Raw genomic sequence first — 25,646 nt, forward strand, 5'->3', positions numbered from 1 at the left:
AGGGGAGCCCGCGGGCTCCCCTTTTTCGTGTCGCCGGCGGACCTCAGTTCGCCAGGCTGCGGAACGATTCCAGCAGCGCCGGAATGCCCGGGAACATGCCGATGGCGGCCATCACCCCGCAGAGGATCAGGAAGGTGATGCCCGGGATGACCCAGCGGTCGCGCCGGCTCAGGCTCTGGCCGCGCGCCTTGTCGCCGATGATGCCGAGGTTGTCCAGCAGCATGGTCAGCGACCAGCCGAACACCGGATTCACCAGCGCCGAGGAGAAGATCACGATGGCCGCGGACTGCGAGGTCTTGCCCTCGCGGGTCATCTGCATGCCGGCTTCCAGCAGCGGCAGGTACACGCCGACCAGCAGCGCCACGCTGAGCACCGGCGGCCAGATCGCCAGGTCCATCGGGTAGCCCCAGATCGCGGCGACCACGCAGAGCAGGCCGGTGAGCAGCGCGCCGGCCGGGATCGGCCGCTTGGCGATGGCCGCCGGAACCATGTAGGTGCCCCAGGAGGACGTCAGGTTGCCGCCGCCCAGCGCGGTACCGACCACCTGGCGCGCCGCGGCGATGCACATGGTGTCGTCGATGTTCATCAGCACTTTCTTGGCCTTGGGCGGATAGTTCAGCTCCTGGAAGATCCGGTGACCGAGAAAGTCCGGCGACCACATGGCCACCGCCAATACCGCGAAAGGCGCCACGGCGATGAAGTGGTGCAATTCGGGCAGGCCCAGCTGCCAGCCGGTATTTTCACCCCACCAGTAAGCCGGATTCAGATTGGGAATACCCGGCTCGGTGCTGAATTCGAAGGGCGCGCCGAGCGCGAAGGCAATTACCGCGGCCATGATCGCGCCGAGCGGAATCGCCAGCCAGCGCATGCGGATGTGTTCGAGGTAGGCGTACATGACGATGGTGGCGAAGACGATCACGAAGGCCAGATACCCCATGTCGAAACCGTCGGCCCAGGCGAACAGGCTCTTGATCTGCGAGGTCACGCCGATGAAGCCCAGATAGAGCAGCAGACCGCCGCACACCCCGTCGCTGGTCAGCCGCGCCAGCAGGCTGCCGCCCTTGAGCATCCCCAGGGCGAAGCCCAGCACACCGACCATGATACCCAGCGCCATCGGGTGGCCGCCGGAGGCGACGATCAGCGGAATCAGCGGAATCAGCGGGCCGTGGGTGCCGGCGAGGTTGGCGTTGGGGTTGAGGAAACCGGAGAACAGCACCACGAAGAGGATCGCGGCGATCAGCATCTCGTAGCGGGCGTTCTCGATGACGAACTCGCTGGACAGCCCCAGGGGCGCGGCGAAGGCGGCTACCACCGCGGCGACCATGACGATCTTGCCGATGGTCGCGGCCATCGCCGGCACCCAGTCCTCCAGCTCGAAGCGGTAATCGCGCAGCGGCAGATTGATGCCCCAGCGCCGCGGCGCCATGATGCTCAGTTCGTGTTCGAGATATTCTTCCCGCGAGGCGAAGGCTGTTCTTGGCTTATGTAGCTCACGGTAGTTCTTTTGATTATTGTCACTCATATCTTCAACTACTTAAAAGTTAGGATTAAAGGCGAACGGCGGCCGTAGCCGCTTCGCCCTGATTAATCGCTATTATTCTTATGATATGGGACGCCCATGTCTGGCATGAGCGTCTGGCAGGCCTCGAACTGGAATGCCAATTCAGAAAAATAATCTTTTTAATAGTTGTTATATGGCCCGGACAATATCGCCGCTCAGATACCGTATTGCGCGCGATAGGCTTCCACTGCCGGCAGGTGGCGTTTCAGCTCCTGATCCTGGGCGAGATAATCCAGCACTTGGCTGAGCGAGACAATGCTCACCACGGGTATACCATAGTCGCGCTCGACTTCCTGGATCGCCGACAGCTCGCCCTGGCCGCGCTCCTCGCGGTTCAGCGCGATCAGCACACCGGCCGCCTGGGCGCCCTGCGCCTGGATGATCTGCATCACCTCGCGGATCGCCGTGCCGGCGGTGATCACGTCGTCGACGATCAGGGCCTTTCCGACCAGCGGCGCACCCACCAGGGTGCCGCCCTCGCCGTGCTCCTTGGCCTCCTTGCGGTTGAAGCACCAGGGCAGATCGCGACCGTGCTGCTCGGCGAGGGCCACGGCGGTGGCGCTGACCAGCGGGATGCCCTTGTAGGCCGGGCCGAACAGCACGTCGAAGTCCAGACCGCTGGCCTGCACTGCCTCGGCGTAGAAGCGGCCGAGCTGCGCCAGCGCCAGACCGCTGTTGAACAGCCCGGCGTTGAAGAAGTACGGACTGGTGCGTCCGGACTTGAGGGTGAACTCGCCGAAGCGCAGCACGCCGCGCTCGATGGCGAAACGGATGAATTCGCGTTGATATGCCTGCATGGGATACCCGATTTAGCAAAAAAAGCCGAAGTTCGGGTATCATACACACTGCTTTTTTCAGGGGCCATTTATGCGGATTGTCAGTGTAAACGTGAACGGTATGCAGGACGCCGTCGAGCGTGGCCTGCTCGGCTGGTTGCAGACCCAGAACGCCGACGTGATCTGCCTGCAGGATACCCGCGCCTCGTGCTACGACATGGAAGACCCGGCCTGGCAGCTGGACGGCTACAGCATGTACGCCGTGGATGCCGAGGTGCCCAGCCAGGGCGGGGTGGCGATCTACTCGCGCCTGCAGCCCAAGGCGATCATCTTCGGTCTCGGCTTCGAGCAGGCCGACCGCTACGGACGCTACCTGCAGGCCGACTTCGACAAGGTCAGCATCGCCAGCCTGCTGATGCCCAGCGGGCAGAAGGGCGACGAGGACCTGAACGCCAAGTTCAAGTTCATGGACGACTTCACCAGCTATCTGACCAAGCAGCGCCGCAAGCGCCGCGAGCACATCTATTGCGGCTCGCTGCATGTGGCGCACCAGAAGCTGGACGTGAAGAACTGGCGCGACTGCCAGCAGATGCCCGGCTTCCTCGCCCCCGAGCGGGCCTGGATGGATGAGGTGCTGGGCAATCTCGGCTACGTCGACGCCCTGCGCGAAGTCAGCCGCGAAGGCGACCAGTACAGCTGGTGGCCGGACACCGAGCAGGCCCAGCTGCTCAACCTCGGCTTCCGCTTCGACTACCAGCTGCTCAGCCCGGGACTGCGCCGCTTCGTGCGCAGCGCCCAGCTGCCGCGCCAGCCGCGTTTCTCCCAGCACGCGCCGCTGATCGTCGACTACGACTGGACGCTGAGCATCTGAGCCGCACGCCATACGAAAAAGCCGACCCCAGGGTCGGCTTTTTCGTGGCCGCTACTTGAGCGGACGCAGGCAGAAGGGATAGCGCCAGGGCTTGCCCTCGTTGGCCTTGATCCCGCCGATCACCGTCAGCACCAGCCCGACCACGCTGATCAGGGCGATCAGCGGAAAGCCGATCAGCACCTTGAGCAGCAGGGTGCAGACCAGCAGCGCCAGGGTCAGGGTGATCTGGAAATTCAGCGCCTCCTTGCCCTGGGCATCGACGTAGGGATCACTGTCGCGCTTGAGCTGCCAGACCACCAGCGGACCGACCACGTTGCCGATCATCGGCGCGAGGAACCAGGCGAAGGCCGCGTAGTGGCAGAGCATCGCCCACTTGCGCGCCTCGGCACCCGGACCGCCGCCGGGCAGCTCCGGCAGTTGCGTGTCGCTCATCGCTACCTCCCGGCGCGACCGGGCACCCGGCCGCGCGCCGTCAGTTGTCGAGGGCCGCGCGCTGCAGCTCGAACAGCTCGTCGATGCCCTTGCGCGCCAGGGCCAGCATGGCGTTGAGTTCCTCGGGCTGGAACGGCGTGCCCTCGGCGGTGCCCTGCACCTCGATGAAGCCGCCGGCGTCGGTCATCACCACGTTGAGGTCGGTGCCGGCGGCGGAGTCTTCCAAGTAGTCGAGGTCGAGCACCGGCTCGCCCTGGTACATGCCCACCGATACCGCGGCGACCAGCTGCTTGAGCGGATTCTGCTTCAGCGCGCCGCGCTTCTTCAGCGCCGCCAGGGCGTCGATCAGCGCCACGGTGGCGCCGGTGATCGAGGCGGTGCGGGTGCCGCCGTCGGCCTGGATCACGTCGCAGTCGATGTACAGGGTGTACTCGCCGAGCTTGGACAGGTCCAGCGCGGCGCGCAGCGAACGGCCGATCAGCCGCTGGATCTCCAGGGTGCGCCCGCCCTGCTTGCCGCGGGTCGCCTCGCGCTGGGTGCGCGAGCCGGTGGCGCGCGGCAGCATGCCGTACTCGGCGGTCAGCCAGCCCTGCCCCTGGCCCTTGAGGAAGCGCGGCACGCCGGCTTCGGCGCTCACCGTGCAGATCACCTTGGTGTCGCCGAACTCCACCAGCACCGAGCCCTCGGCATGCTTGGTGTAGTGGCGGGTGATGCGGATCGGGCGCATCTGATCGGCGGCGCGGCCGCTGGGACGATTCATCGGGGCAATCCTGTCTGAGTCTGGAAGTCGACGCCCATTATAGTGGCGCCAGCGCGAGGCGAACCACCGCGCCGTGCGGCGCAGTGGCCGGCGACCGGCGGGCGGCGCGACTGGCACCGGCGAGTGGGGTAAACTGCGCGGCCTGCACGGCGTCCGCGGGCGCCAACCGCCATATCCATCGCGAGGACCGCCCCATGGTACACAGCATGACCGCCTTCGCCCGCTGCGAGAGCGCCGGGCCGCACGGCACCCTGAGCTGGGAGCTGCGCTCGGTCAATCACCGCTATCTGGAGCCGCACCTGCGCCTGCCGGACGCCTTCCGCGACCTCGAAGGCGCGGTGCGCGACGCGCTGCGCCAGGCTCTGGCGCGCGGCAAGGTGGAATGCACCCTGCGCTTTGCCGAGGAAACCCGCGGCCAGTCGCTGAGCATCGACCGCGAACGCGCCGCTCAGGTGGTGGCCGCCGCCGAGGCGGTGGCCGCGCTGATCCAGCAGCCGGCGCCGCTCGATCCGCTGGAGGTGCTGGCCTGGCCGGGCGTGCTGGCCGGCGATGCCGCCGACCCGCAGGCGCTCAACGCCGCCGCGCTGGCGCTGTTCGAGCAGGCCCTGGGCGAGCTGCGCCACGGCCGCGCCCGCGAAGGCGCCGCGCTGGCCGCGCTGCTCGGCGAACGCCTGGACGCGATCGACGCCGAAGTCGCCAGCTTGCGCGAGCTGGTGCCGCAGATGCTCGCCGCCCAGCGACAGAAAATCGAAACCCGCTTCGCCGAATTCCGCGCCGAACTCGACCCCCAGCGTCTGGAGCAGGAAATGGTCCTGCTGGCGCAGAAGAGTGACGTCGCCGAGGAGCTGGATCGTCTGAGCACCCATGTGCAGGAAGTGCGCCGCGTGCTCAAGGCCGGCGGCGCCGCCGGCCGGCGCCTCGACTTCCTGATGCAGGAACTCAACCGCGAGGCCAACACCCTCGGCTCCAAGGCCTTCGACCCGCGCTCGACCCAGGCCGCGGTCAACCTCAAGGTGCTGATCGAACAGATGCGCGAACAAGTGCAGAACATCGAGTGATCCCGTCGTGACAGAACTTCGCATGAGCGCCGCTCCCGGCACCCTCTACATCGTTTCCGCGCCCTCCGGCGCCGGCAAGACCAGCCTGGTCAAGGCCCTGCTCGACAGCAACGAGCAGATCCGCGTATCGGTCTCGCACACCACCCGCGCCATGCGCCCGGGCGAGGTGGACGGGGTCAACTACCACTTCGTCGGCCGCGAGGACTTCCTCGCCATGCTCGAACAGGGTGCCTTCCTCGAACACGCCGAGGTATTCGGCAACTTCTACGGCACCTCGCAGCACTGGGTCGAGCGCACCCTCGCCGAGGGTTTCGACCTGATCCTGGAAATCGACTGGCAGGGCGCCCAGCAGGTGCGCCGACTGATGCCCCACGCGCAGTCGATCTTCATCCTGCCGCCCTCCCAGGAGGCGCTGCGCCAGCGCCTGAACAATCGCGGCCAGGACAGCGACGAGATCATCGAGGGACGCATGCGCGAGGCGGTCAGCGAGATGAGCCACTACATCGAATACGACTACGTGGTGATCAACGACCAGTTCAGCCATGCCCTGGAAGACCTCAAGGCGATCTTCCGCGCCCGCCAGCTCGGCCAGCAGGCCCAGCAGCAGCGCCACGCCGGACTGCTGGAGCGCCTGCTGGGGTGAGGGCCGATGCAATCGGCTCTTCCCTAACCATTGGCGATTTTTTAGACTAACCAATCCGCTCGGCTTGCCGGGCACTTGTCGTTTTATCTGCGAGGAACACCATGGCCCGCGTCACCGTTGAAGACTGCCTGGAAAACGTCGATAACCGCTTCGAACTGGTCATGCTGGCCAGCAAGCGCTCCCGCCAGCTGGCGACCGGCGGCAAGGAGCCGAAAGTGGCCTGGGACAACGACAAGCCGACCGTCGTCGCCCTGCGTGAAATCGCCGAAGGCCTGGTCGACAATGACGTGGTGCAACAGGAGGAGCTGGTCGAAGACGAGCCGCTGTTCGCCGCGTTCGAGGAAGACAACAGCGAGACGATCTGAATTGCCGGGTCGACGTCGCGCGCCCGAAGAGCCGGCACAGCCCGGTCTGGAGTGATGCCATGCCCAGCATAGACGCCTTCGCCGACCGCATCAGCCGCTATCTCGGCCCGGATCAGGTCAACCTGGTCCGGCGCGCCTACTACTACGCCGAACAGGCCCACGATGGCCAGCGCCGACGCAGCGGCGAGGCCTACGTCACCCATCCGCTGGCGGTGGCCAACATCCTCGCCGACATGCACATGGACCATCAGAGCCTGATGGCCGCGATGCTCCACGACGTCATCGAGGACACCGGGATTCCCAAGGAAGCCCTGGTCGCGCAGTTCGGCGAGACCGTCGCCGAACTGGTCGACGGGGTCAGCAAGCTGACCCAGATGGACTTCCAGACCAAGGCCGAGGCGCAGGCCGAGAACTTCCAGAAGATGGCCATGGCCATGGCCCGCGACATCCGGGTGATCCTGGTCAAGCTCGCCGACCGCCTGCACAACATGCGCACCCTGGAGGTGCTCTCCGGCGAGAAGCGCCGACGCATCGCCAAGGAAACCCTGGAGATCTACGCGCCGATCGCCAACCGCCTGGGGATGCACAGCGTGTTCGCCGAGTTCGAGGATCTCGGCTTCAAGGCCATGCACCCGATGCGCGCCGAGCGCATCAAGCGCGCGGTGAAGAAGGCCCGCGGCAACCGCCGCGAGATCGTCGGCAAGATCCAGGAGTCGCTGGCCAACTGCCTGGCCCGCGAGCATCTGGAGGGCGAGGTCACCGGCCGCGAGAAGCACCTCTACAGCATCTACGAGAAGATGCGCGGCAAGCGCCGGGCGTTCGCCGAAATCATGGACGTCTACGCCTTTCGCATCGTGGTCGACAAGGTCGACACCTGCTACCGCGTGCTCGGCGCCGTGCACAGCCTGTACAAGCCGATCCCCGGCCGCTTCAAGGACTACATCGCGATCCCCAAGGCCAACGGCTACCAGTCGCTGCACACCACCCTGTTCGGCATGCACGGCGTGCCCATCGAGATCCAGATCCGCACCCGCGAGATGGAGGAGATGGCCAACCACGGCATCGCCGCGCACTGGCTGTACAAGTCCAGCGACGAGGAAACCCCGCGCAGCACCCATGCCCGCGCGCGCCAGTGGATCAAGGGCGTGCTGGAGCTGCAGCAGCGCGCCGGCAACTCGCTGGAATTCATCGAGAACGTGAAGATCGACCTGTTCCCCGACGAGGTCTACATCTTCACCCCCAAGGGCCGCATCATGGAGCTGCCCAAGGGCTCCACGGCGGTCGACTTCGCCTACGCGGTGCATACCGACGTCGGCAACAGCTGCATCGCCTGCCGCATCAACCGCCGCCTGGCGCCGCTGTCCGAGCCGCTGCAGAGCGGCCAGACCGTGGAAATCGTCACCGCCCCGGCGGCGCGGCCCAACCCCAGCTGGCTGAACTTCGTGGTCACCGGCAAGGCGCGCACCACCATCCGCCATTCCCTCAAGCAGCAGCGCCGCTCGGAGTCGGTGAGCCTCGGCGAGCGCCTGCTCAACAAGGCGCTGGCCGGCTTCGACAGCCACCTCGAACAGATCCCCGCCGAGCGCCTGGCCGCCGTGCTGGCCGAATACCAGCTGGCCAGCCGCGACGACCTGCTCGAAGACATCGGCCTCGGCAACCGCATGGCCTACGTGATCGCCCGCCGCCTGCTCAGCGACAGCCTCGCCGCCGCCGCCGACGAGGCAGCGCCCGGCCACGACGGCCCGCTGGCGATCCGTGGCACCGAGGGCCTGGTGATCAGCTACGCCAAGTGCTGCACGCCGATTCCCGGCGACCCCATCGTCGGCCACCTGTCGGCCGGCAAGGGCATGGTCGTCCACCTCGATACCTGCCGCAACATCAGCGAACTGCGCGATACCCCGGACAAGTGCATCCCGCTGTCCTGGGCCAAGGACGTCTCCGGCGAGTTCAACGTCGAGCTGCGCGTCGAGCTGGAGCACCAGCGCGGCCTGATCGCCCTGCTCGCCGGCGCGGTGGCCAGCGCCGATGGCAACATCGAGAAGATCGGCATGGACGAACGCGACGGCCGCACCAGCGTGGTGCAGCTGGTGGTCAGCGTCCACGACCGCATCCACCTGGCACGGGTCATCAAGCGCCTGCGCACCATCAGCGGCGTGCTGCGCATCACCCGCGTGCGTTCCTGACACCGTTCCTGCGCGGCGCGCGCCCGTTCCGCGCGCCGCGCCTTCCCGACCGCAAGGAGTTCCCATGAGCAAGAGCGTGATCAGCACCGAGCAGGCCCCGGCCGCCATCGGCACCTACTCCCAGGCCATCAAGGCCGGCAACACCGTCTACCTGTCCGGGCAGATTCCCCTGGTGCCGGCCACCATGCAGATGGTCGAGGGCGGTTTCGAGGCCGAAGCCGTGCAGGTGTTCGAGAACCTCAAGGCAGTCTGCGAGGCCGCCGGCGGCTCGCTGGCCGACATCGTCAAGCTGAACATCTTCCTCACCGACCTGGGCAACTTCGCCACCGTCAACGAGGTGATGGGCCGCTACTTCCAGCAGCCCTACCCGGCCCGCGCAGCCATCGGCGTCGCTTCCCTGCCGCGCGGCGCCCAGGTGGAAATGGACGGCATCCTGGTCCTCGGCTGAGGCCGCCGCCCCTGCGCGCCATGCCGCGCGGGGGCAACAGCGGGCACGCCGCGCCCGCACACCCCGCCCCCCGACCTCGCCGTTACAGCGCCTGCCGCCTCCCTACTCCTGCCCCAGCAGCGCCGCATAGCCGGCCCGGTAGTCGGGATAGCGCGGCACCCAGCCCAGCGCCCGCGCCCGCGCATTGCGACAGCGCTTGCTGCCGCCACGCCGCACGCCGCTCGGCGCGCTCTCCTGCACCACACCCAGCCGCCCGCGCAGCCAGTCGACCACCTCGGCCAGCGGCGCCGGGGCATCATCGACGCCCAGGTAGCAGTCCGCCAGCGCCACGCCGCGCACCTCGGCCTGCAGCAGGCAGGCCAGCAGCGCCGCCGCATCGTCGGCATGGATGCGGTTGCCGTACAGCGGCGGCACGCTGGCCGGGCGGTAACCGTCCCGCACCTGGTTGAGCAGCCACTCGCGGCCCGGCCCGTAGATCCCGGCCAGGCGCACCACCGTCGCCGGCAGGCCGCTGCCCAGCGCCAGCGCCTCGGCCTCCAGAAGGATGCGCCCGCTGAAGCTGTCCGGCTGGCAGGGCGAGGCCTCGTCGACCCACTCGCCGTCCTGCTGGCCGTAGACCCCGGTGCTGGACACCAGCAGCAGGCGCCGCGGCCGCTGCCCGCGCTGCTCCAGCCAGCCGAGCAGGTGGCGCAGGCCGTCGACGTAGGCGGCGCGATAGGCCGCCTCGTCGCGTCCGTCGGGCGTCGCGCAGTAGACCAGCGTCTCCGGCGCCTGCGCCGGCCAGCCGGCCGGGCAAGCCGGCTGGCCGAGATCCGCCGCCACCGGCCGCAACCCCGCCGGCAGCGCCGCGACGTTGCGGCGCAGGCCGTACACCGTCCAGCCCGCCGCCGCCAACAGACCGCCCAGACGGCCGCCGATATCGCCGCAACCGGCGATCAGCACTGTGTGCGCCATGTTCTTGTTCCCCTCGTCGATGAACCCGGATACCCGCCGCCCAGCTTCGGCGCCGCACGCCCGCCTGGCAAGCCCGGCGCACCGCCCAGAGGCCCGTTGCCAGCGGGCCGGGCAGCCCCGACCGGGCCATTCGGCATGGTTGGTTATACAGCGAGCAACAGCTATGCTTGCGCAAGCCTTGATGGAATTTGCCTATGACACTCACGGAACTGCGCTACATCGTCACCCTGGCCCAGGAACAGCACTTCGGCCGCGCCGCCGAGCGCTGCCACGTCAGCCAGCCGACCCTGTCGGTGGGCGTGAAGAAGCTCGAGGACGAGCTGGGCGTGCTGATCTTCGAGCGCAGCAAGAGCGCGGTGCGTCTGACCCCGGTCGGCGAGGGCATCGTCGCCCAGGCGCAGAAGGTGCTGGAGCAAGCCCAGGGCATCCGCGAGCTGGCCCAGGCCGGCAAGAACCAGCTGGCCGCGCCGCTCAAGGTCGGCGCCATCTACACCGTCGGCCCCTACCTGTTCCCGCACCTGATCCCGCAACTGCACCGAGTCGCCCCGGACATGCCGCTGTACATCGAGGAAAACTTCACCCACGTGCTGCGCGACAAGCTGCGCACCGGCGAGCTGGACGCGATCATCGTCGCGCTGCCGTTCCACGAGGCCGACGTGCTGACCAAGCCGCTCTACGACGAGCCGTTCTACGTGCTGATGCCCGCCGACCACCCGTGGACCGCGCTGACCAGCGTCGACAGCTCGATGCTCAACGACAAGAGCCTGCTGCTGCTCGGCGAGGGCCACTGCTTCCGCGACCAGGTGCTGGAAGCCTGCCCGAGCAGCCGCAAGGGCGGCGAGGCGCACCCGCACACCACGGTCGAATCCAGCTCGCTGGAAACCATCCGCCACATGGTCGCCTCCGGCCTCGGAGTCTCGGTGCTGCCGTTCACCGCGGTGAACAGCCACCACTACGCCCCCGGGGTGATCGAGGTGCGCCCGCTCAACCCGCCGGTGCCGCACCGCACCGTGGCCATCGCCTGGCGCGCCAGCTTCCCGCGGCCCAAGGCCATCGAGGTGCTGGCCGACTCCATCCGCCTCTGCTCGGTGGCCCGGCCGCAAGGCGCGGAGCCGCTGCAACCGGCATGAGCGACCTGGCGCAGGTCGCCGTCACCACGCTCAAGGGCGTGGGTCCGGCGCTCGCCGAGAAACTCGCCAGGGTCGGCCTGGAAACCCTGCAGGACGTGCTGTTCCACCTGCCGCTGCGCTACCAGGACCGCACCCGCGTCACCCCCATCGGCGCCCTGCGCCCCGGCGGCGATGCGGTGGTGGAAGGCGTGGTCAGCGGCGCCGACATCGTCCTCGGCCGCCGGCGCAGCCTGCTGGTGCGCCTGCAGGACGCCACCGGCACCCTCAGCCTGCGCTTCTTCCACTTCAGCCAGGCGCAGAAGGACGCCCTCAAGCGCGGCACCAGCCTGCGCTGCTACGGCGAGGTACGCCCCGGCGCCACCGGCCTGGAGATCTACCACCCGGAATACCGCGCGCTCGGCGCCGACGAACCGTCCGGGCAGGTCGAGCAGAACCTCACGCCGATCTATCCGAGCACCGAAGGGCTCACCCAGCAGCGCCTGCGTGCTCTCAGCGAACAGGCCCTGCGCGCCCTCGACGGGCGCAGCCTGCCGGACTGGCTGCCCGCCGAACTGGCCCGCCGCCACCGCCTGGCGCCGCTGGCCGACGCGATCCGCTACCTGCACCGCCCGCCGCCGGACGCCGACCTCGAAGAACTCGCCGAAGGCCGCCACTGGGCCCAGCACCGCCTGGCCTTCGAGGAACTGCTGACCCACCAGCTGTCCCTGCAACGCCTGCGCGAGAGCGTGCGCGCCCAGCAGGCGCCGCCGCTGGCCAAGGCCACGCGCCTGCCGGCGCAGTTCCTCAAGGGCTTGGGCTTCGCCCCCACCGGCGCCCAGCAGCGGGTCGCCGCGGAGATCGCCTGGGACCTGCAGCAGCCGGCGCCGATGCTGCGCCTGGTGCAGGGCGACGTCGGCGCCGGCAAGACCGTGGTCGCCGCGCTGGCCGCGCTGCAGGCCATCGAGGCCGGCTACCAGGTGGCGCTGATGGCGCCCACCGAGATCCTCGCCGAGCAGCACTTCCTCAACTTCGGCAAGTGGCTCGCGCCGCTGGGCATCGAGGTCGCCTGGCTGGCCGGCAAGCTCAAGGGCAAGGCGCGCGCCGGCGCACTGGAACGCATCGCCGCCGGGGCGCCCATGGTGGTCGGCACCCACGCGCTGTTCCAGGACGAGGTGCGGTTCCGCAACCTGGCCCTGGCGATCATCGACGAGCAGCACCGCTTCGGCGTGCAGCAGCGCCTAGCGCTGCGCCAGAAGGGCGTCGACGGCCGCCTTTGTCCACACCAGCTGATCATGACCGCCACACCGATCCCTCGCACCCTGGCGATGAGCGCCTACGCCGACCTCGACACCTCGATCCTCGACGAACTGCCGCCCGGCCGCACCCCGGTGACCACCCTGGTGATCGCCGACAGCCGCCGCCCGGAAGTGATCGAGCGGGTCCGCGCCGCCTGCGCCGAAGGCCGCCAGGCCTACTGGGTGTGCACGCTGATCGAGGAATCCGAGGAGCTGACCTGCCAGGCCGCGCAGAGCACCTTCGAGGAACTCTCGCTGGCCCTCGGCGAGCTGCGCGTCGGGCTGATCCACGGGCGCATGAAGCCGGCGGAGAAGGCCGCGGTGATGGAGCAGTTCAAGGCCGCCGAGCTGCAGCTGCTGGTCGCCACCACGGTGATCGAGGTCGGCGTCGACGTGCCCAACGCCAGCCTGATGATCATCGAGAACCCCGAACGCCTCGGCCTCTCCCAGCTGCACCAGCTGCGCGGCCGGGTCGGACGGGGCAGCGCGGTCAGCCACTGCGTGCTGCTCTACCACGCGCCACTCTCCTGGATGGGCCGCGAGCGCCTGGCGATCATGCGCGAAACCGGCGACGGCTTCGTCATCGCCGAAAAGGACCTGGAACTGCGCGGCCCCGGCGAGATGCTCGGCACCCGCCAGACCGGCCTGTTGCAGTTCAAGGTCGCCGACCTGATGCGCGACGCCGACCTCCTCCCCGCCGCCCGCGAAGCCGCGCAGCAACTGCTCGAACGCTGGCCGCAGCACGTCAGCCCGCTGCTCGAACGCTGGCTCCGGCATGGGCAGCAATACGGGCAGGTGTGATCGAAGCCGCGCATGAGCCGGCGATCCGGTCCTGTCCCCCTTTTCAGGGGACAGGACGGTTTCTCTTGTCGACGTAATCTGCTTTTCGATGTCGAACAAACGGCGTAATGGTGTCCTGACGTAACGCTCAGTCGACAATAACGACAAGAGGATTCTGCTCATGCAATACCATCTGAACGGCTTCAAGCCCGGCAACTACCAGGTTCGCGACGAAGCGCGGGTGCCTGCCTCGCCGCCGCCGATGGTCGATCTGCCGCAGGAGGTGGATGTGCTGATCGTCGGCTGCGGCCCGGCGGGTCTGGCGCTGGCGCGCCAGCTGGCGGACTTTGCCGACATCAGGACCTGCATCGTCGAGCAGAAGGCCGGGCCCATGCTGTTCGGCCAGGCGGATGGTATTTCCTGCCGCACCATGGAAATCATGGAGGCCTTCAACAGCAGCGCCCTGCTGGAGAAGGAAGCCTACCAGCTGCACCAGAACGCCTTCTGGGAGCCGGATGCGCAGAATCCGCAGCACATCAAGCGCACCCACAAGGTGGCGGATGCGCGCCTGGGGCTGTCCGAGTTCACCCACTGCGTGGTGAACCAGGCGCGCCTGCACGACATCCTGCTCGACGGCATGGCGCATTCGGTCACCCACCTGGTGCCGCACTACAGCCGCCGCCTGCTGGCACTGAGCGTTGACCAGAGCCTGAGCCAGGACCTGGACGCCTATCCGATCACCGCGACCTTCGAGCGCAACGATGCCGGCCAGTCGGGCAGGGTCGAAACCCTCAAGGCCCGCTACGTGGTCGGCTGCGACGGCGCCCGCAGCGCGGTGCGCAAGAACCTCGGCATCGAGCTGCAGGGCGACTCGGCCAACAAGGCCTGGGGCGTGATGGACGTGCTGCTGGCCACCGACTTCCCGGACATCCGGGTCAAGAGCTTCATCCAGTCGAAGGACCACGGCGCGGTGATGCTGGTGCCGCGCGAGGGCGGCTATCTGGTGCGCCTGTATGTCGAACTCGACCTGCTGGGCAAGGAGCAGCGCGCTTCGCAGCTGAACATGAGCGTCGACGACGTCATCGCCAAGGCCCAGCTGATCATGAGTCCGTACCGGGTGGAGGTGAAGGAAGTCGCCTGGTGGTCCATCTACGAAGTCGGCCAGCGCGTGGCCGAGCGCTTCGACGACACCCCGGCGGGCAATCCGGACAAGCTGATTCCGCGCGCCTTCGTCGCCGGCGATGCCTGCCATACCCACAGCCCGAAAGGCGGCTGGGGCCTGAACACCTCGCTGCCGGACACCTTCAACCTGGGCTGGAAGCTGGCGGCGGTGCTGCAGGGCAAGGCGCAGCCGAAACTGCTGCAGACCTACGCCGCCGAGCGGCGCAAGGTGGCCTTCATGCTGATCAACGCCGACCGCGAGATGTCGGCGCTGGTCGCCACCCGTGCCAACAAGGACGCCACCGCGGCGAAGACCAGCACCGCCGAGATCGAGAAATTCATCGCCCGGCAGAACGGCTTCATCGCCGGCACCTCGATCGGCTACGACGAGTCCTGGCTGTGCACGGGGCACGAGCACCAGGCGCTGGCGAGCGGCTTCCCGATCGGCCAGCGCTTCCATTCCGCCCAGGCCGTGCGCGTGGCGGATGGCTGCCCGGTGCATCTGGGGCACCTGAACAAGGCCGATGGCCGCTGGCGCGTGTTCATCTTCGCCGACGCGCCCGGCCCGCTGGAGCCGGCCTCCCAAGCGGCCCGGCTGGTCGACTTCCTCGCCCACGACGCCAGCTCGCCGGTGCGCCAGTACACCCCGGCCGGCGCGGACGTCGACGCGGTGATCGACGTCTACGCGGTGTTCCAGCAGCAGGACCTGAGCATCGAGAACCTGCCGGACTTTCTCTGGCCGGCCAAGGGCAGATTCGGCCTGCGCGACTACGAGAAGGTCTTCCAGACCAGCGCGGCGCACGACGTGTTCGCCCAGCGCGGCATCGACCGCAACAAGGGCTGCATGGTGGTGGTGCGCCCGGACCAGCACATCGCCACCCTCCTGCCGCTGGATGCCCACGCCGAGCTGAGCCGGTTCTTCGCCGGGTTCATGCTGAAGTAGAGCGGCACACGCTCCCGGAAGAACGCCACAGCCCGCTGCATGCGGGCTGTGGCGCAGATGGGAGCAGGGATGGCGCCCTCACAGCTCCTGCTGGCCGCCGCCGCTGACCGTCAGCACCTGGCCGCTGATCCACGCCGCCGCCGGCGAGCAGAGGAACAGCGCGGCGTAGGCGATGTCGCGGCCTTCGCCCAGGCGGCCCAGCGGGGTGTGGCGGAGCATCGCCCGCTCGGTCTCGGCGCTGAGCACCTTGGCCAGCGCCGCGGTGCGGATCGCGCCGGGGGCGATGGCGTTGACGCGGATGCCGCGCGGACCGAGATCGAAGGCGATGTTGCGGGTCAGGTGGTTCTCCGCCGCCTTCGAGGCGGCGTAGGCGGCCATCTGCACGTTCTTGTTCTCGCCGGCCATCGAGCTGATGTTGAGGATCGCCCCGCCGCCGGCGCGCTCCATGTGCGGCGCGCAGAGCTGGGCGAGGTGGAACACCGAGAACACGTTCAGCTCGAAAGCCTTGACGAAGGTTTCCAGGGGCATGTCGAAGGGTTTCGGGCCGCCGCCGCCGGCATTGTTGACCAGCAGATCGATCCGTCCGAAATGGGCCAGCGCCGCCTCCACCAGGGCTTCGCGATCCGCCGCGCGGGTCACGTCGCAGGCCTGCGCGCAGGCGCGGTGACCGGCGGCGAGGAGTTCCCCGGCCAGCGCCTCGGCGCTGGCCTGCTGCAGGTCGCCGACCACCACCGCCGCGCCGGCGGCGGCGAACAGTTCGGCGATGGCGCGGCCGATCCCGGCGCCCGCGCCGGTGACGATGGCCACCTGCCCTTGTAGTCCGAATGCGTCGAATACCGACATCGTCTTCTCCCGGTTGTGGAATCCGTACCGTCCTTGGGTATAGGCGAGATCGACGGGCAGGACAAACGCACCCTGGAGGCAGGCACGCTGCGGGCTGCGGATGTACGGGAGCTGGCGGCGCCGGCAAGGGCGCCGGTTATTAGCCTGCGGCCTGGCGCCGGCCCGGACGCAGCTGCTGCACCAGGCCCTGGAACCAGATCGCCAGCGCCGGATTGCCGCTGATCTGGATGTCCTTGTTCTGGATGCCCTGCATGAAGGCCAGTTGCCGGTTGGCGGCGGTGAGGGTGGCGAAGCCGTAGGCGGCGTCGCGGAAGGCGATGCTGAACGCCGGATGGGGCACGCTGCCGGCGGCGCTGTGGATGCGCTGGTTCTCGACCCGGTAGTGGCGGGCGATGCGCCCGTCCTGGGTCTGCAGCTGGAAGACCAGTTCGCGGTCTTGCAGCTGGGCACGGAACACGGCGTTGCTGCGGCTGGCGCGGGCCAGCAGGCGCCCCAGCAACCAGAGCAGGAGGCGGAATTTCACGGTGGCATCCTCGGATGCGGATGAGCGGACGACGCTGTCGGAACATGCCGCGGCAGTGGCCCGGAGCCGGCCGGCTCCGGGCGGCGAACGGCGGGCGCTCAGCTCACCGCGTCGCGCAGCGCCTTGCCCGGCTTGAAGGAAACGGTGTTGCTGGCGCGGATCTTGACCGGCTCGCCGGTCTGCGGGTTCTTGCCCATGCGCGCGCCGCGATGGCGTTGCAGGAAGGTGCCGAAGCCCACCAGGGTCACGCTGTCTTCGCGGTGCAGGGCCTGGGTGATTTCGTCGAGCAGCGCGTTGATCACGCGGCTGGCCTGTTCCCTGCTGAGATCGGCCTGTTCCGCGACGGCGGCCACGAGTTCCGGTTTACGCATAAGTGCCTCATGAGATTGTTCTTGTTGTTGATGGACTGCGGCACGCGCAGTCGCCCTTCTCCCTGTCAGCCGCAGGCTCTGGCACGCGGCTGACCCGGCAAGGATGGCATGCTGGGGTGGGTCGCGCCAGCCTAGCCAATGGGCGTAGAGAAGCCGCGCACAGGCGCGCCGGGCCGCTCCGGCGGGCACATGCTAGACTGGCCGCCCCGTTTGCCCTTGCCCACCGTCATCGTGCCCCATTCCGTTTCCGCCGGCCCCACGTGGCTGGCCACCGACCGACTGCACCCCGCCCCCAGCGCCCGCGAACTGGACTGGCTGAACGAGCAGGGCTCGCTGACCCGCCGCCTCACCGCCCTCGGCGCCGGACGCTTCGCCGTCGAGCCGCTGTGCGAAGGCTGGCAGCTGCTGCGCGACGACGAGTGCGCCGCCCTCGGCGCGCCGTCCGGCAGCGAAGGCTGGGCGCGCGAGGTCTACCTGCACGGCGCCGGCCAGCCCTGGGTGTTCGCCCGCAGCGTGGCGACGCGCGTCGCTCTGGAGCGCGAGCCCTTCGCCCTCGCCGCGCTCGGCAACCGCTCGCTCGGCCACCTGCTGTTCAGCGATCCGGCCTTCGCGCGCGAGCCCATCGAGGCCTGCCGCTACCCGGCCGAGCTGCTGCCCGTGGCGGTGCGCGAGGCCGGCCTGTGGGGACGCCGCTCGCTGTTCCGCCGCGCCGGCCTCGGCGTGCTGGTCGCCGAGGTGTTCCTGCCGGCGCTGTGGCGGGCGGACGCCGCCCGGCGCTGAGCGCCGGCGCACGGCAGACGGCCCGCGCCACCCCGGGCCTATAATCGGCCCTTCGCCCACCGGAGCCCCGCGATGCCCGCCTTCCTGCTCAACGCCCTGGCCCGCCTGCACCCGCGCGCCCAGGACTTCATCGACCTGACCCGCCTGAACCGGCCGATCGGCATCTACCTGCTGCTCTGGCCGACCCTCACCGCGCTGTGGATCGCCGCCGAGGGCGTGCCGTCGCCGGGGCTGCTGCTGATCTTCGGCCTCGGCGTGGTGCTGACCCGTTCGGCCGGCTGCGCGATCAACGACTACGCCGACCGCGAGTTCGACGGCCACGTCAAGCGCACCCGCGACCGCCCGCTGGCCAGCGGGCGGGTCAGCGGGCGCGAGGCGCTGGCGCTGTTCGCCGCGCTGATGTTCGCCGCCTTCGCCCTGGTGCTGCTCACCGATCCGTTCACCATCGCCCTGTCGTTCGGCGCCCTGGGGCTGGCGGCGCTGTATCCGTTCATGAAGCGCCACACCCATCTGCCCCAGGTGGTGCTCGGCGCGGCCTATTCCTGGGGCATCCTGATGACCTTCAGCGCCACCCGCGGCGAACTGCCGGCGGCGGCCTGGCTGCTCTACCTGGCCAACCTGGCCTGGACGGTGGCCTACGACACCTACTACGCGATGACCGACCGCGACGACGACCTGCGCATCGGGGTGAAGTCCACGGCCATCCTGTTCGGCCGCGCCGACCGGCAAATCATCGCCGCCCTGCAGGGCGTGCACTTGCTCTGCCTGCTGCTCGCCGGCCTGCACTTCGGTCTGAGCGCCTGGTTCCAGCTTGGCCTGGCGCTCGCCGCCGGCTGCTTCCTCTGGGAGTACCGCAGCACCCGCGGAGGCGAGCGCATGGCCTGCTTCCACGCCTTCCTGCACAACCACTGGGCGGGTCTGGCGATCCTCGCCGGCACCGTGCTGGACTACGCGCTGCGCTGAACCCGGCCGCTCAGCGCTGCAGGCCGTCGCGCAGCCCGCCGTCCATCCCGCTGCCGGGCGGCATGCCCGGCATGCTTGGCGGCGCCTCGTGGGCGTGCGGATGCGCCGCATGCCAGACGCCCATCCGCCCGTCGCCGCTGCGCTCGCCCGGCTGGCGGTCGTGGACGAAGGTGTACAGCGGGCGGCCGCGATAGGCCCATTGCCGGCTGCCGTCCGGGCGCGCCACCAGGCTCCAGTCGCCGGAGGCGGCCGCGTCCGGGCCGGCCAGCAGCGGCGGCCAGTTGGCCGCGCAGGCGTCGTGGCAGCTGGAGCGCCCGTCGCCGTCCTTGTCGAAGGTGTACAGGGTCATGCCGCGGCCATCGACCAGCACGCCGTCCCTGGCCGTCGCCGGCTCGGCCGCCACGGCGGCGCCGTGCAGACCGCCCAGGGCGGCCAGCAGCGCCAGCGTCGCGGAGATTCTCGACATCGCAGTATCCTCGCTCACAATGGAAGAATGCCGCCGCCCGAGCGGCGGATGCGTGCCCGCGCCGCGGCGGCTCCCTGAGCATAGCCGGGCAACGGACGGCGGCGCCGACCTGTCACACCGCTGCAACAATTCCGTTATGTAATGCCGCTTACACACACGGAGAGCAGAGACCCCCATGGTTGGCAAATCCATCCTCATCGTCGACGACGAAGCACCGATCCGCGAGATGATCGCCGTCGCGCTGGAAATGGCCGGCTACGAGTGCCTGGAGGCGGAGAACACCCAGCAGGCCCACGCGCTGATCGTCGACCGCAAGCCGGACCTGATCCTGCTCGACTGGATGCTGCCCGGCACCAGCGGCATCGAGCTGGCGCGGCGCCTCAAGCGCGACGAGCTGACCGCCGCCACGCCGATCATCATGCTCACCGCCAAGGGCGAGGAGGACAACAAGATCCAGGGCCTGGAGGTCGGCGCCGACGACTACATCACCAAGCCGTTCTCGCCGCGCGAGCTGGTCGCCCGCCTCAAGGCGGTGCTGCGCCGCACCGGCACCAGCGACGGCGAGACGCCGATCGAGGTCGGCGGCCTGGTCCTCGACCCGCTCGGCCACCGCGTCACCATCGACGGCAAGCCGGCCGAGATGGGCCCGACCGAATACCGCCTGCTGCAGTTCTTCATGACCCACCAGGAACGCGCCTACACGCGCAGCCAGCTGCTCGACCAGGTGTGGGGCGGCAACGTCTACGTCGAGGAGCGCACCGTCGACGTGCACATCCGTCGCCTGCGCAAGGCGCTCGGCGAGGGCTACGAGAATCTGGTGCAGACGGTGCGCGGCACCGGCTATCGTTTCTCCACCAAGAGCTGAGGCCGATGCCCGGCTTTCCCGCCGCCCCGGGCGGCCGCTCGACAAGGATTGCAAGGTGAATCAAGACTGGCGCGGCCTCCTGTCCCGGCGCGTGCTGACGGTGGTCAGCCTCAGCCTGCTGCTCGGCCTGATCAGCGGCGAATACGCCTGGAGCCTGGTCGCCGGCCTCGGCGCCTACCTGTACTGGAACCTGCGCCAGCTGGTGCGCCTCTACCTGTGGCTCAAGCACGCCGGCCCCGACGAGCTGCCGCCGGAGAGCAACGGCCTGTGGGGCGAGGTGTTCGACGCCATCTACCACCTGCAGAAGCGCAACCAGCGCGCCCGCGGGCGCCTGCAGGCGGTGATCGACCGGGTGCAGGAGTCCACCGCGGCGCTGCGCGATGCGGTGATCATGCTCGACGCCCAGGGCAACCTGGAATGGTGGAACCGCGCCGCCGAGACCCTGCTCGGCCTCAAGGCCACCCAGGACGGCGGCCAGCCGATCACCAACCTGGTGCGCCATCCGCGCTTCAAGGAATACTTCGCCCAGGAGAACTACGGCGAGCCGCTGGAGCTGCCCTCGCCGGTCGGCGACCACATCCGCCTGCAGTTCCAGCTGACCCTCTACGGCAACGGCGAGCACCTGATGCTGGTGCGCGACGTGACCCGCGTCCACCAGCTCGAACAGATGCGCAAGGACTTCGTCGCCAACGTCTCCCACGAGCTGCGCACCCCGCTGACCGTGCTGACCGGCTACCTGGAAACCCTACTGGACAACGTCGACGAGGTGCAGCCGCGCTGGCGCCGCGCCCTGCAGCAGATGCAGCAACAGGGCACGCGGATGCAGAACCTGCTCACCGACCTGCTGCTGCTGGCGCGCCTGGAGGCCACCGACTACCCGGCCGACAACCGGCCGGTGGCCGTCGCGCCGCTGCTGCAGAGCATCCGCAGCGACGCCATCGCCCTGTCCGCCGAACGCGGCCACCGCATCGAGCTGCAGGCCGACCCGGCGCTGCTGCTCAAGGGCAGCGAGGCGGAGCTGCGCAGCGCCTTCTCCAACCTGGTGTTCAACGCGGTCAAGTACAGCCCCGAGGGCGGCGACATCCGTATCCGCTGCTGGCGCGACGCCGAGGGCGCGCACCTGGCGGTGCAGGACAGCGGCCCGGGCATCGAGGCCAAGCATATCCCGCGCCTCACCGAGCGTTTCTACCGGGTCGACGCCAGCCGCGCGGCCAACACCGGCGGCACCGGCCTGGGCCTGGCCATCGTCAAGCACGTGCTGCTGCGCCACCGCGCGCGGCTGGAGATCAGCAGCACGCCGGGCAAGGGCAGCAGCTTCGTCTGCCACTTCCCGCCGGCGCAGATCGCCACGCGCTGAGCCGCCCGCCCGCCGCGCGAGGCGGGCCGCCGCGGCCGCTTGTCAGATCCGCGGGCGGCGGCCATGCTTGGCGCTCCCTCCACTACCCGCGGCCATCATGGACCCAGCGTCGAGTCACCTCGCCAGTTATTTCGCCGATATCGGCCTGCTGCTGTTCGCCCTGTTCCTGGTCCTGCTCAACGGCTTCTTCGTCGCCGCCGAGTTCGCCATGGTCAAGCTGCGCGCCACCCGCGTCGAGACCATCGCCAGCCAGCACGGCTGGCGCGGGCATATCCTGCGCACCGTGCACGGCCAGCTCGACGCCTACCTGTCGGCCTGCCAGCTGGGCATCACCCTGGCCTCGCTGGGCCTGGGCTGGGTCGGCGAGCCGGCCTTCGCCCACCTGCTCGAACCCCTGCTGGCCCGCGCCGGCGTCGACTCGCCGGCGCTGGTGCACGGCATCGCCTTCTTCTCGGCGTTCTTCATCATTTCCTACCTGCACATCGTGATCGGCGAGCTGGCGCCCAAGTCCTGGGCGATCCGCCAGCCCGAGCGCCTGTCGCTGTGGACCGCAGCGCCGCTGTACGCCTTCTACTGGACGATGTACCCGGCGATCTGGCTGCTCAACGCCAGCGCCAACGCCATCCTGCGCATCGCCGGGCAGGGCGAGCCGGGGCCTCACCACGAGCACCACTACAGCCGCGACGAACTCAAGCTGATCCTCCACTCCAGCCGCGCCCGCGATCCGAGCGACCAGGACATGCGCGTGCTGGCCTCGGCGGTGGAGCTGGGCGAGCTGGAGGTGGTCGACTGGGCCAACTCCCGCGAGGATCTGGTCTGCCTGCACGTCGACGACAGCCTGGAGGCGATCCTCGAGCGGGTGCGCCTGCACAAGTACAGCCGCTACCCGGTGCTCGACGCCGAGCAGCGCTTCGTCGGCGTGCTGCACATCAAGGACCTGCTGCTGGCCCTGCCCGGCGCCGGCGACACCGCGGCCTTCGACCTGCAAGCCCTGCTGCGGCCGCTGGAGCGAGTCTCCAAGCACCTGCCGCTGAGCCGCCTGCTCGAACAGTTCCGCCAGGGCGGCGCGCACTTCGCCCTGGTCGAGGAGGCCGACGGCAAGGTGGTCGGCTTCCTGACCATGGAGGACGTGCTGGAGGTGCTGGTCGGCGACATCCAGGACGAGCACCGCAAGACCGAGCGCGGCCTGCTCGCCTACCAGCCGGGCAAGCTGCTGGTGCGCGGCGACACGCCGCTGTTCAAGATCGAGCGCCTGCTGGCGGTCGACCTCGACGACGTCGAGGCCGATACCCTGGCCGGGCTGGTCTACGACAGCCTCAAGCGCCTGCCCGAGGAGGACGAGATCCTCCAGACCCACGGCCTGCGCATCATCGTCAAGAAGATGCGCGGCCCGAAGATCGTTATCGCCAAGGTGCTGCGCCAGAGCTGAGCGGCGGCGCCTCAGTCGCCGCCGACGGCGAAGTTGGGCAGGCTGTCCACCGGCTGGGCGAAGCGGAAGGGGATCGACTCCACCGCCATGCCGACGTTGCGCTGCACCACGAAGTGCAGGTGCGGGCCGCTGCTGCGCCCGGTGTTGCCGGAGCGGGCGATGCGCTGCCCGGCGCGCACCCGCTGCCCGGCGGCCACCTGCAGCGAGCCCTGCTGCAGGTGCAGGTAGACACCCATGGTGCCGTCGTCGTGGAGGATGCGCACGAAGTTGCCGGCCGGATTGGGCGCGGCACCGGCCTGGTCGTTGAGGGTGGCGACCACCATCCCGGCGCGCGCGGCGAGGATCGGCGTGCCCTCGGGCATGGCGATGTCCACCGCGTAGCGGCCCTTGGGGGTGAAGTGGCTGTAGGTGCCGTTGGCGCCCTGGCTCTGGCGGAACGGCCCGCCGGCCCAGGGCAGCGGGTAGCGGTGCGGCTTGGGCAACAGGCGCGGATCGCCGAGGGCATAGCGCAGCCTGGGGGTGTAGCGCGGCGGCTGGGCCGGGTCGCGCGGCGCCAGGGTCAACAGGCGGATCTGGCTGCGCGGCGGGAGGATCCAGCGCACCGGCTGCCGCGGCGCGCCGGCGAGGTTGTCGGTGTCCTCCAGGCGCAGCTCGATCTGCACCGGGGCGAACAGCTCGTTGCGCACCCGCAGGGTGTGGCCGCCGGCATGGCGCAGGGTGTCGAGGTGCACGCTGCGCTGGATCTCGGCGCTGTCGCGGGCCTGTTCGGCGGCGGCCAGCTCGCCCAGCTGCACGAGGTGCGCGCCGGGCGCCGGGCGGTCGCTGAACGCCACCACGCCGCTGGCGTCGACGTGCCGGTAGATGGTCAGGGCGCCGGCCGGAGTGGCCAGCGCCAGCAGCAGGGCGGCGCAGAGCGGGCGGACGAGCATGGCAGCACCGGGGCAGGGAGGGAAACGCCGGCAAGCCTAGCAACCCGCCCGCCGCCGGGCTGTGACCGGCGGCGCAAAGGCGCCCGCGCGGCTCAGCGCGAGCCTTCGCCCTTGACCTCGGCCTGCATGCGCTCCAGGCCGATGTGGCGCACGTCGGTGCCGCGCACCAGGTAGATAACCAGTTCGGCGATGTTGCGCGCGTGGTCGCCGATCCGCTCCAGCGAGCGCAGCGCCCAGATCACGCTGAGCACCCGGGAGATCGAGCGCGGGTCTTCCATCATGTAGGTGACCAGCTCGCGCAGCGCGGTCTTGTACTCGCGGTCGACGGTCTTGTCGTACTGCGCCACCGACAGCGCCAGCTCGGCGTCGAAGCGGGCGAAGGCGTCCAGCGACTCCTGGACCATCTTGCGCACCTGCTCGCCGATGTGGCGCACCTCGACGTAGCCGCGCGGCGCCTCGCCCTCCTCGCACAGCTGGATGGCGCGCTTGGCGATCTTGCTGGCCTCGTCGCCGATGCGTTCGAGGTCGATCACCGACTTGGAGATGCTGATGATCAGGCGCAGGTCGGAGGCCGCCGGCTGGCGGCGGGCGAGGATGCGCACGCATTCCTCGTCGATGTCGCGCTCCATCTGGTTGATCTGGTCGTCCACCTCGCGCACCTGCTGGGCCAGGCCCGAGTCGGCCTCCACCAGCGCGTTGACCGCGTCGTTGACCTGTTTCTCCACCAGCCCGCCCATCGCCAGCAGGTGGCTGCGGATGTCCTCCAGTTCGGCGTTGAACTGTGCGGAGATGTGGTGGTTGAGGCTGTCTTTGTTGATCATGGATTGACTCCGCAATAGCTGACTGTCGGGTGCGCCGCGCGCGCCCTTCCCCGGTGCGCCTGGCGCACCCCGCCCCCGCGCACTAGCCGTAGCGACCGGTGATGTAGTCCTCGGTCTGCTTCTTCGCCGGGTTGGTGAACAGGGTGTCGGTGTCGCCGTACTCGACCAGTTTGCCCATGTACATGAAGGCGGTGTAGTCGGAAACCCGCGCCGCCTGCTGCATGTTGTGGGTGACGATGACGATGGTGTACTGACCCTTCAGCTCGTTGATCAGCTCCTCGACCTTGAGGGTGGAGATCGGGTCGAGCGCCGAGCAGGGTTCGTCGAGCAACAGCACTTCCGGGCGCACCGCCACGGTGCGGGCGATCACCAGACGCTGCTGCTGGCCGCCGGAGAGGCCCAGCGCCGAGTCGTGCAGGCGGTCCTTGACCTCGTCCCACAACGCCGCGCTCTTCAGCGCCCACTCGACGGTCTCGTCGAGCACGCGCTTCTGGTTGATGCCCTGGATGCGCAGGCCGTAGACCACGTTCTCGTAGATGCTCTTGGGGAACGGGTTGGGCTTCTGGAACACCATGCCGACGCGGCGGCGCAGCTCGGCGACGTCCTCGCCCTTGCGGTAGATGTTGTGGCCGTCGAGGCGGATCTCGCCGTCGACGCGGCAGCCGTCGACCAGATCGTTCATCCGGTTGAAGGTGCGCAGCAGGGTCGACTTGCCACAGCCGCTGGGGCCGATGAAGGCGGTGACGCGGTGCTTGGGAATGCGCATGTTGACGTCGAACAGCGCCTGCTTCTCGCCGTAGTAGAGGTCCAGGCCGGCCACTTCCAGGGCCAGCGGCTCCTCGGCCAGATTGAGCACCTGGCGCTTGCGGCCGAGCGCGTCGAGGTCGATGCCGTGGGCTTGATGTTGCATGTTGTGCTCCATTGGATCCGGGGCGGCGGGACGCCAGGGGCGTCCCGGCC

At 69.2% G+C, this 25,646-nt stretch carries 25 protein-coding genes and 1 pseudogene; 14 read left to right on the top strand and 12 right to left on the bottom strand.

The genetic code is table 11. The features are described from left to right. Positions 1–43 precede the first annotated feature (43 nt). Positions 44–1,522, bottom strand: coding sequence for a DUF3360 family protein (locus BLU22_RS04660; protein ID WP_090212504.1), 1,479 nt, complete (start codon positions 1,520–1,522; stop codon positions 44–46). A gap of 194 nt (positions 1,523–1,716) precedes the next feature. Further along, positions 1,717–2,358 carry an orotate phosphoribosyltransferase gene (gene pyrE, locus BLU22_RS04665; RefSeq protein ID WP_090212505.1) on the bottom strand — a complete coding sequence of 214 codons (642 nt, stop codon included), beginning with the start codon at positions 2,356–2,358 and terminating at the stop codon, positions 1,717–1,719. 70 nt (positions 2,359–2,428) lie between these two features. Between pyrE and BLU22_RS04670 the strand changes: the two genes are divergently transcribed. Next, the gene (locus tag BLU22_RS04670) at positions 2,429–3,208 is read left to right on the top strand and encodes an exodeoxyribonuclease III (protein WP_090212507.1); all 780 of its coding nucleotides are present in this window, start codon (positions 2,429–2,431) and stop codon (positions 3,206–3,208) included. Positions 3,209–3,259: 51 nt separating this feature from the next. On the opposite strand, the gene BLU22_RS04675 is transcribed toward BLU22_RS04670, so the two are convergent. Next, entirely contained in the window at positions 3,260–3,640 is a 381-nt protein-coding gene (locus BLU22_RS04675; protein WP_090212509.1) for a DUF4870 domain-containing protein, read from the bottom strand. Positions 3,641–3,680: 40 nt separating this feature from the next. Then, positions 3,681–4,400 carry a ribonuclease PH gene (gene rph, locus BLU22_RS04680; protein ID WP_090212511.1) on the bottom strand — a complete coding sequence of 240 codons (720 nt, stop codon included), beginning with the start codon at positions 4,398–4,400 and terminating at the stop codon, positions 3,681–3,683. Positions 4,401–4,594: 194 nt separating this feature from the next. Here rph and BLU22_RS04685 point away from each other — a divergent pair, with 194 nt between their 5' ends. The 5 genes from BLU22_RS04685 (at position 4,595) to BLU22_RS04705 (ending at position 9,097) form a co-directional block, all read left to right on the top strand. Then, positions 4,595–5,458 carry a YicC/YloC family endoribonuclease gene (locus tag BLU22_RS04685; protein WP_090212512.1) on the top strand — a complete coding sequence of 288 codons (864 nt, stop codon included), beginning with the start codon at positions 4,595–4,597 and terminating at the stop codon, positions 5,456–5,458. 22 nt (positions 5,459–5,480) lie between these two features. Further along, a complete protein-coding gene (gmk, locus tag BLU22_RS04690) occupies positions 5,481–6,101 on the top strand; it encodes a guanylate kinase (RefSeq protein WP_090212514.1) in 621 nt (206 codons plus the stop codon). Positions 6,102–6,202: 101 nt separating this feature from the next. After that, the gene (rpoZ, locus tag BLU22_RS04695) at positions 6,203–6,466 is read left to right on the top strand and encodes a DNA-directed RNA polymerase subunit omega (RefSeq protein WP_090212515.1); all 264 of its coding nucleotides are present in this window, start codon (positions 6,203–6,205) and stop codon (positions 6,464–6,466) included. A gap of 59 nt (positions 6,467–6,525) precedes the next feature. Next, the gene (gene spoT / locus BLU22_RS04700; protein ID WP_090212517.1) at positions 6,526–8,649 is read left to right on the top strand and encodes a bifunctional GTP diphosphokinase/guanosine-3',5'-bis pyrophosphate 3'-pyrophosphohydrolase; all 2,124 of its coding nucleotides are present in this window, start codon (positions 6,526–6,528) and stop codon (positions 8,647–8,649) included. A 64-nt stretch (positions 8,650–8,713) separates the two neighbouring features. Continuing rightward, complete coding sequence (locus tag BLU22_RS04705) at positions 8,714–9,097, top strand: RidA family protein (protein ID WP_090212519.1); 384 nt, start codon at positions 8,714–8,716, stop codon at positions 9,095–9,097. A 102-nt stretch (positions 9,098–9,199) separates the two neighbouring features. Here the strand turns inward: BLU22_RS04705 and BLU22_RS04710 are convergent, their stop codons facing one another. Next, a complete protein-coding gene (locus BLU22_RS04710) occupies positions 9,200–10,051 on the bottom strand; it encodes an NAD-dependent epimerase/dehydratase family protein (RefSeq protein ID WP_090212521.1) in 852 nt (283 codons plus the stop codon). Between the two features lie 194 nt (positions 10,052–10,245). Here BLU22_RS04710 and BLU22_RS04715 point away from each other — a divergent pair, with 194 nt between their 5' ends. The 3 genes from BLU22_RS04715 to BLU22_RS04725 all read left to right on the top strand — a co-directional run bounded on the left by BLU22_RS04715 (position 10,246) and on the right by BLU22_RS04725 (position 15,339). Continuing rightward, positions 10,246–11,181, top strand: coding sequence for a hydrogen peroxide-inducible genes activator (locus tag BLU22_RS04715; protein WP_090212522.1), 936 nt, complete (start codon positions 10,246–10,248; stop codon positions 11,179–11,181). Next, a complete protein-coding gene (gene recG, locus BLU22_RS04720) occupies positions 11,178–13,256 on the top strand; it encodes an ATP-dependent DNA helicase RecG (RefSeq protein WP_090212524.1) in 2,079 nt (692 codons plus the stop codon). The genes BLU22_RS04715 and recG overlap by 4 nt, the downstream gene beginning before the upstream one ends. A gap of 160 nt (positions 13,257–13,416) precedes the next feature. Beyond that, entirely contained in the window at positions 13,417–15,339 is a 1,923-nt protein-coding gene (locus BLU22_RS04725) for an FAD-dependent monooxygenase (protein ID WP_090212525.1), read from the top strand. 78 nt (positions 15,340–15,417) lie between these two features. On the opposite strand, the gene hdhA is transcribed toward BLU22_RS04725, so the two are convergent. From hdhA to BLU22_RS04740, 3 genes are all read right to left on the bottom strand, one after another. Then, on the bottom strand, positions 15,418–16,182 hold the full coding sequence (hdhA, locus tag BLU22_RS04730; RefSeq protein ID WP_090212527.1) for a 7-alpha-hydroxysteroid dehydrogenase: 765 nt from the start codon (positions 16,180–16,182) through the stop codon (positions 15,418–15,420). Positions 16,183–16,321: 139 nt separating this feature from the next. Next, on the bottom strand, positions 16,322–16,705 hold the full coding sequence (locus BLU22_RS04735; protein ID WP_090212529.1) for a helicase: 384 nt from the start codon (positions 16,703–16,705) through the stop codon (positions 16,322–16,324). A 98-nt stretch (positions 16,706–16,803) separates the two neighbouring features. After that, the gene (locus BLU22_RS04740; protein WP_090212530.1) at positions 16,804–17,076 is read right to left on the bottom strand and encodes an HU family DNA-binding protein; all 273 of its coding nucleotides are present in this window, start codon (positions 17,074–17,076) and stop codon (positions 16,804–16,806) included. Positions 17,077–17,292: 216 nt separating this feature from the next. Here BLU22_RS04740 and BLU22_RS04745 point away from each other — a divergent pair, with 216 nt between their 5' ends. After that, positions 17,293–17,856 carry a chorismate--pyruvate lyase family protein gene (locus BLU22_RS04745; RefSeq protein ID WP_394327538.1) on the top strand — a complete coding sequence of 188 codons (564 nt, stop codon included), beginning with the start codon at positions 17,293–17,295 and terminating at the stop codon, positions 17,854–17,856. A gap of 72 nt (positions 17,857–17,928) precedes the next feature. Continuing rightward, complete coding sequence (gene ubiA, locus BLU22_RS04750) at positions 17,929–18,819, top strand: 4-hydroxybenzoate octaprenyltransferase (RefSeq protein WP_090212532.1); 891 nt, start codon at positions 17,929–17,931, stop codon at positions 18,817–18,819. A gap of 97 nt (positions 18,820–18,916) precedes the next feature. Here the strand turns inward: ubiA and BLU22_RS04755 are convergent. Then, positions 18,917–19,285, bottom strand: a pseudogene (locus BLU22_RS04755) (COG4315 family predicted lipoprotein); the annotation flags it as partial. Positions 19,286–19,460: 175 nt separating this feature from the next. Between BLU22_RS04755 and phoB the strand changes: the two are divergent. From phoB to BLU22_RS04770, 3 genes are all read left to right on the top strand, one after another. Beyond that, on the top strand, positions 19,461–20,150 hold the full coding sequence (gene phoB / locus BLU22_RS04760) for a phosphate regulon transcriptional regulator PhoB (RefSeq protein WP_090212534.1): 690 nt from the start codon (positions 19,461–19,463) through the stop codon (positions 20,148–20,150). Positions 20,151–20,205: 55 nt separating this feature from the next. Beyond that, a complete protein-coding gene (gene phoR, locus BLU22_RS04765; protein ID WP_090212536.1) occupies positions 20,206–21,507 on the top strand; it encodes a phosphate regulon sensor histidine kinase PhoR in 1,302 nt (433 codons plus the stop codon). A 97-nt stretch (positions 21,508–21,604) separates the two neighbouring features. Continuing rightward, complete coding sequence (locus BLU22_RS04770; RefSeq protein ID WP_090212537.1) at positions 21,605–22,936, top strand: hemolysin family protein; 1,332 nt, start codon at positions 21,605–21,607, stop codon at positions 22,934–22,936. Between the two features lie 11 nt (positions 22,937–22,947). Here the strand turns inward: BLU22_RS04770 and BLU22_RS04775 are convergent, their stop codons facing one another. From BLU22_RS04775 to pstB, 3 genes are all read right to left on the bottom strand, one after another. Then, positions 22,948–23,865: a M23 family metallopeptidase gene (locus BLU22_RS04775; protein WP_090212539.1), complete on the bottom strand. Its 918-nt coding sequence runs from the start codon at positions 23,863–23,865 to the stop codon at positions 22,948–22,950. A gap of 92 nt (positions 23,866–23,957) precedes the next feature. Beyond that, positions 23,958–24,686, bottom strand: a complete 729-nt coding sequence (gene phoU / locus BLU22_RS04780) for a phosphate signaling complex protein PhoU (RefSeq protein ID WP_090212541.1) — start codon at positions 24,684–24,686, stop codon at positions 23,958–23,960. Positions 24,687–24,768: 82 nt separating this feature from the next. Beyond that, the gene (gene pstB / locus BLU22_RS04785) at positions 24,769–25,596 is read right to left on the bottom strand and encodes a phosphate ABC transporter ATP-binding protein PstB (RefSeq protein WP_090212542.1); all 828 of its coding nucleotides are present in this window, start codon (positions 25,594–25,596) and stop codon (positions 24,769–24,771) included. Positions 25,597–25,646: the final 50 nt, after the last annotated feature.

Origin of the sequence: Pseudomonas guangdongensis, from assembly GCF_900105885.1 — a bacterium.
GTDB lineage: Bacteria > Pseudomonadota > Gammaproteobacteria > Pseudomonadales > Pseudomonadaceae > Geopseudomonas > Geopseudomonas guangdongensis.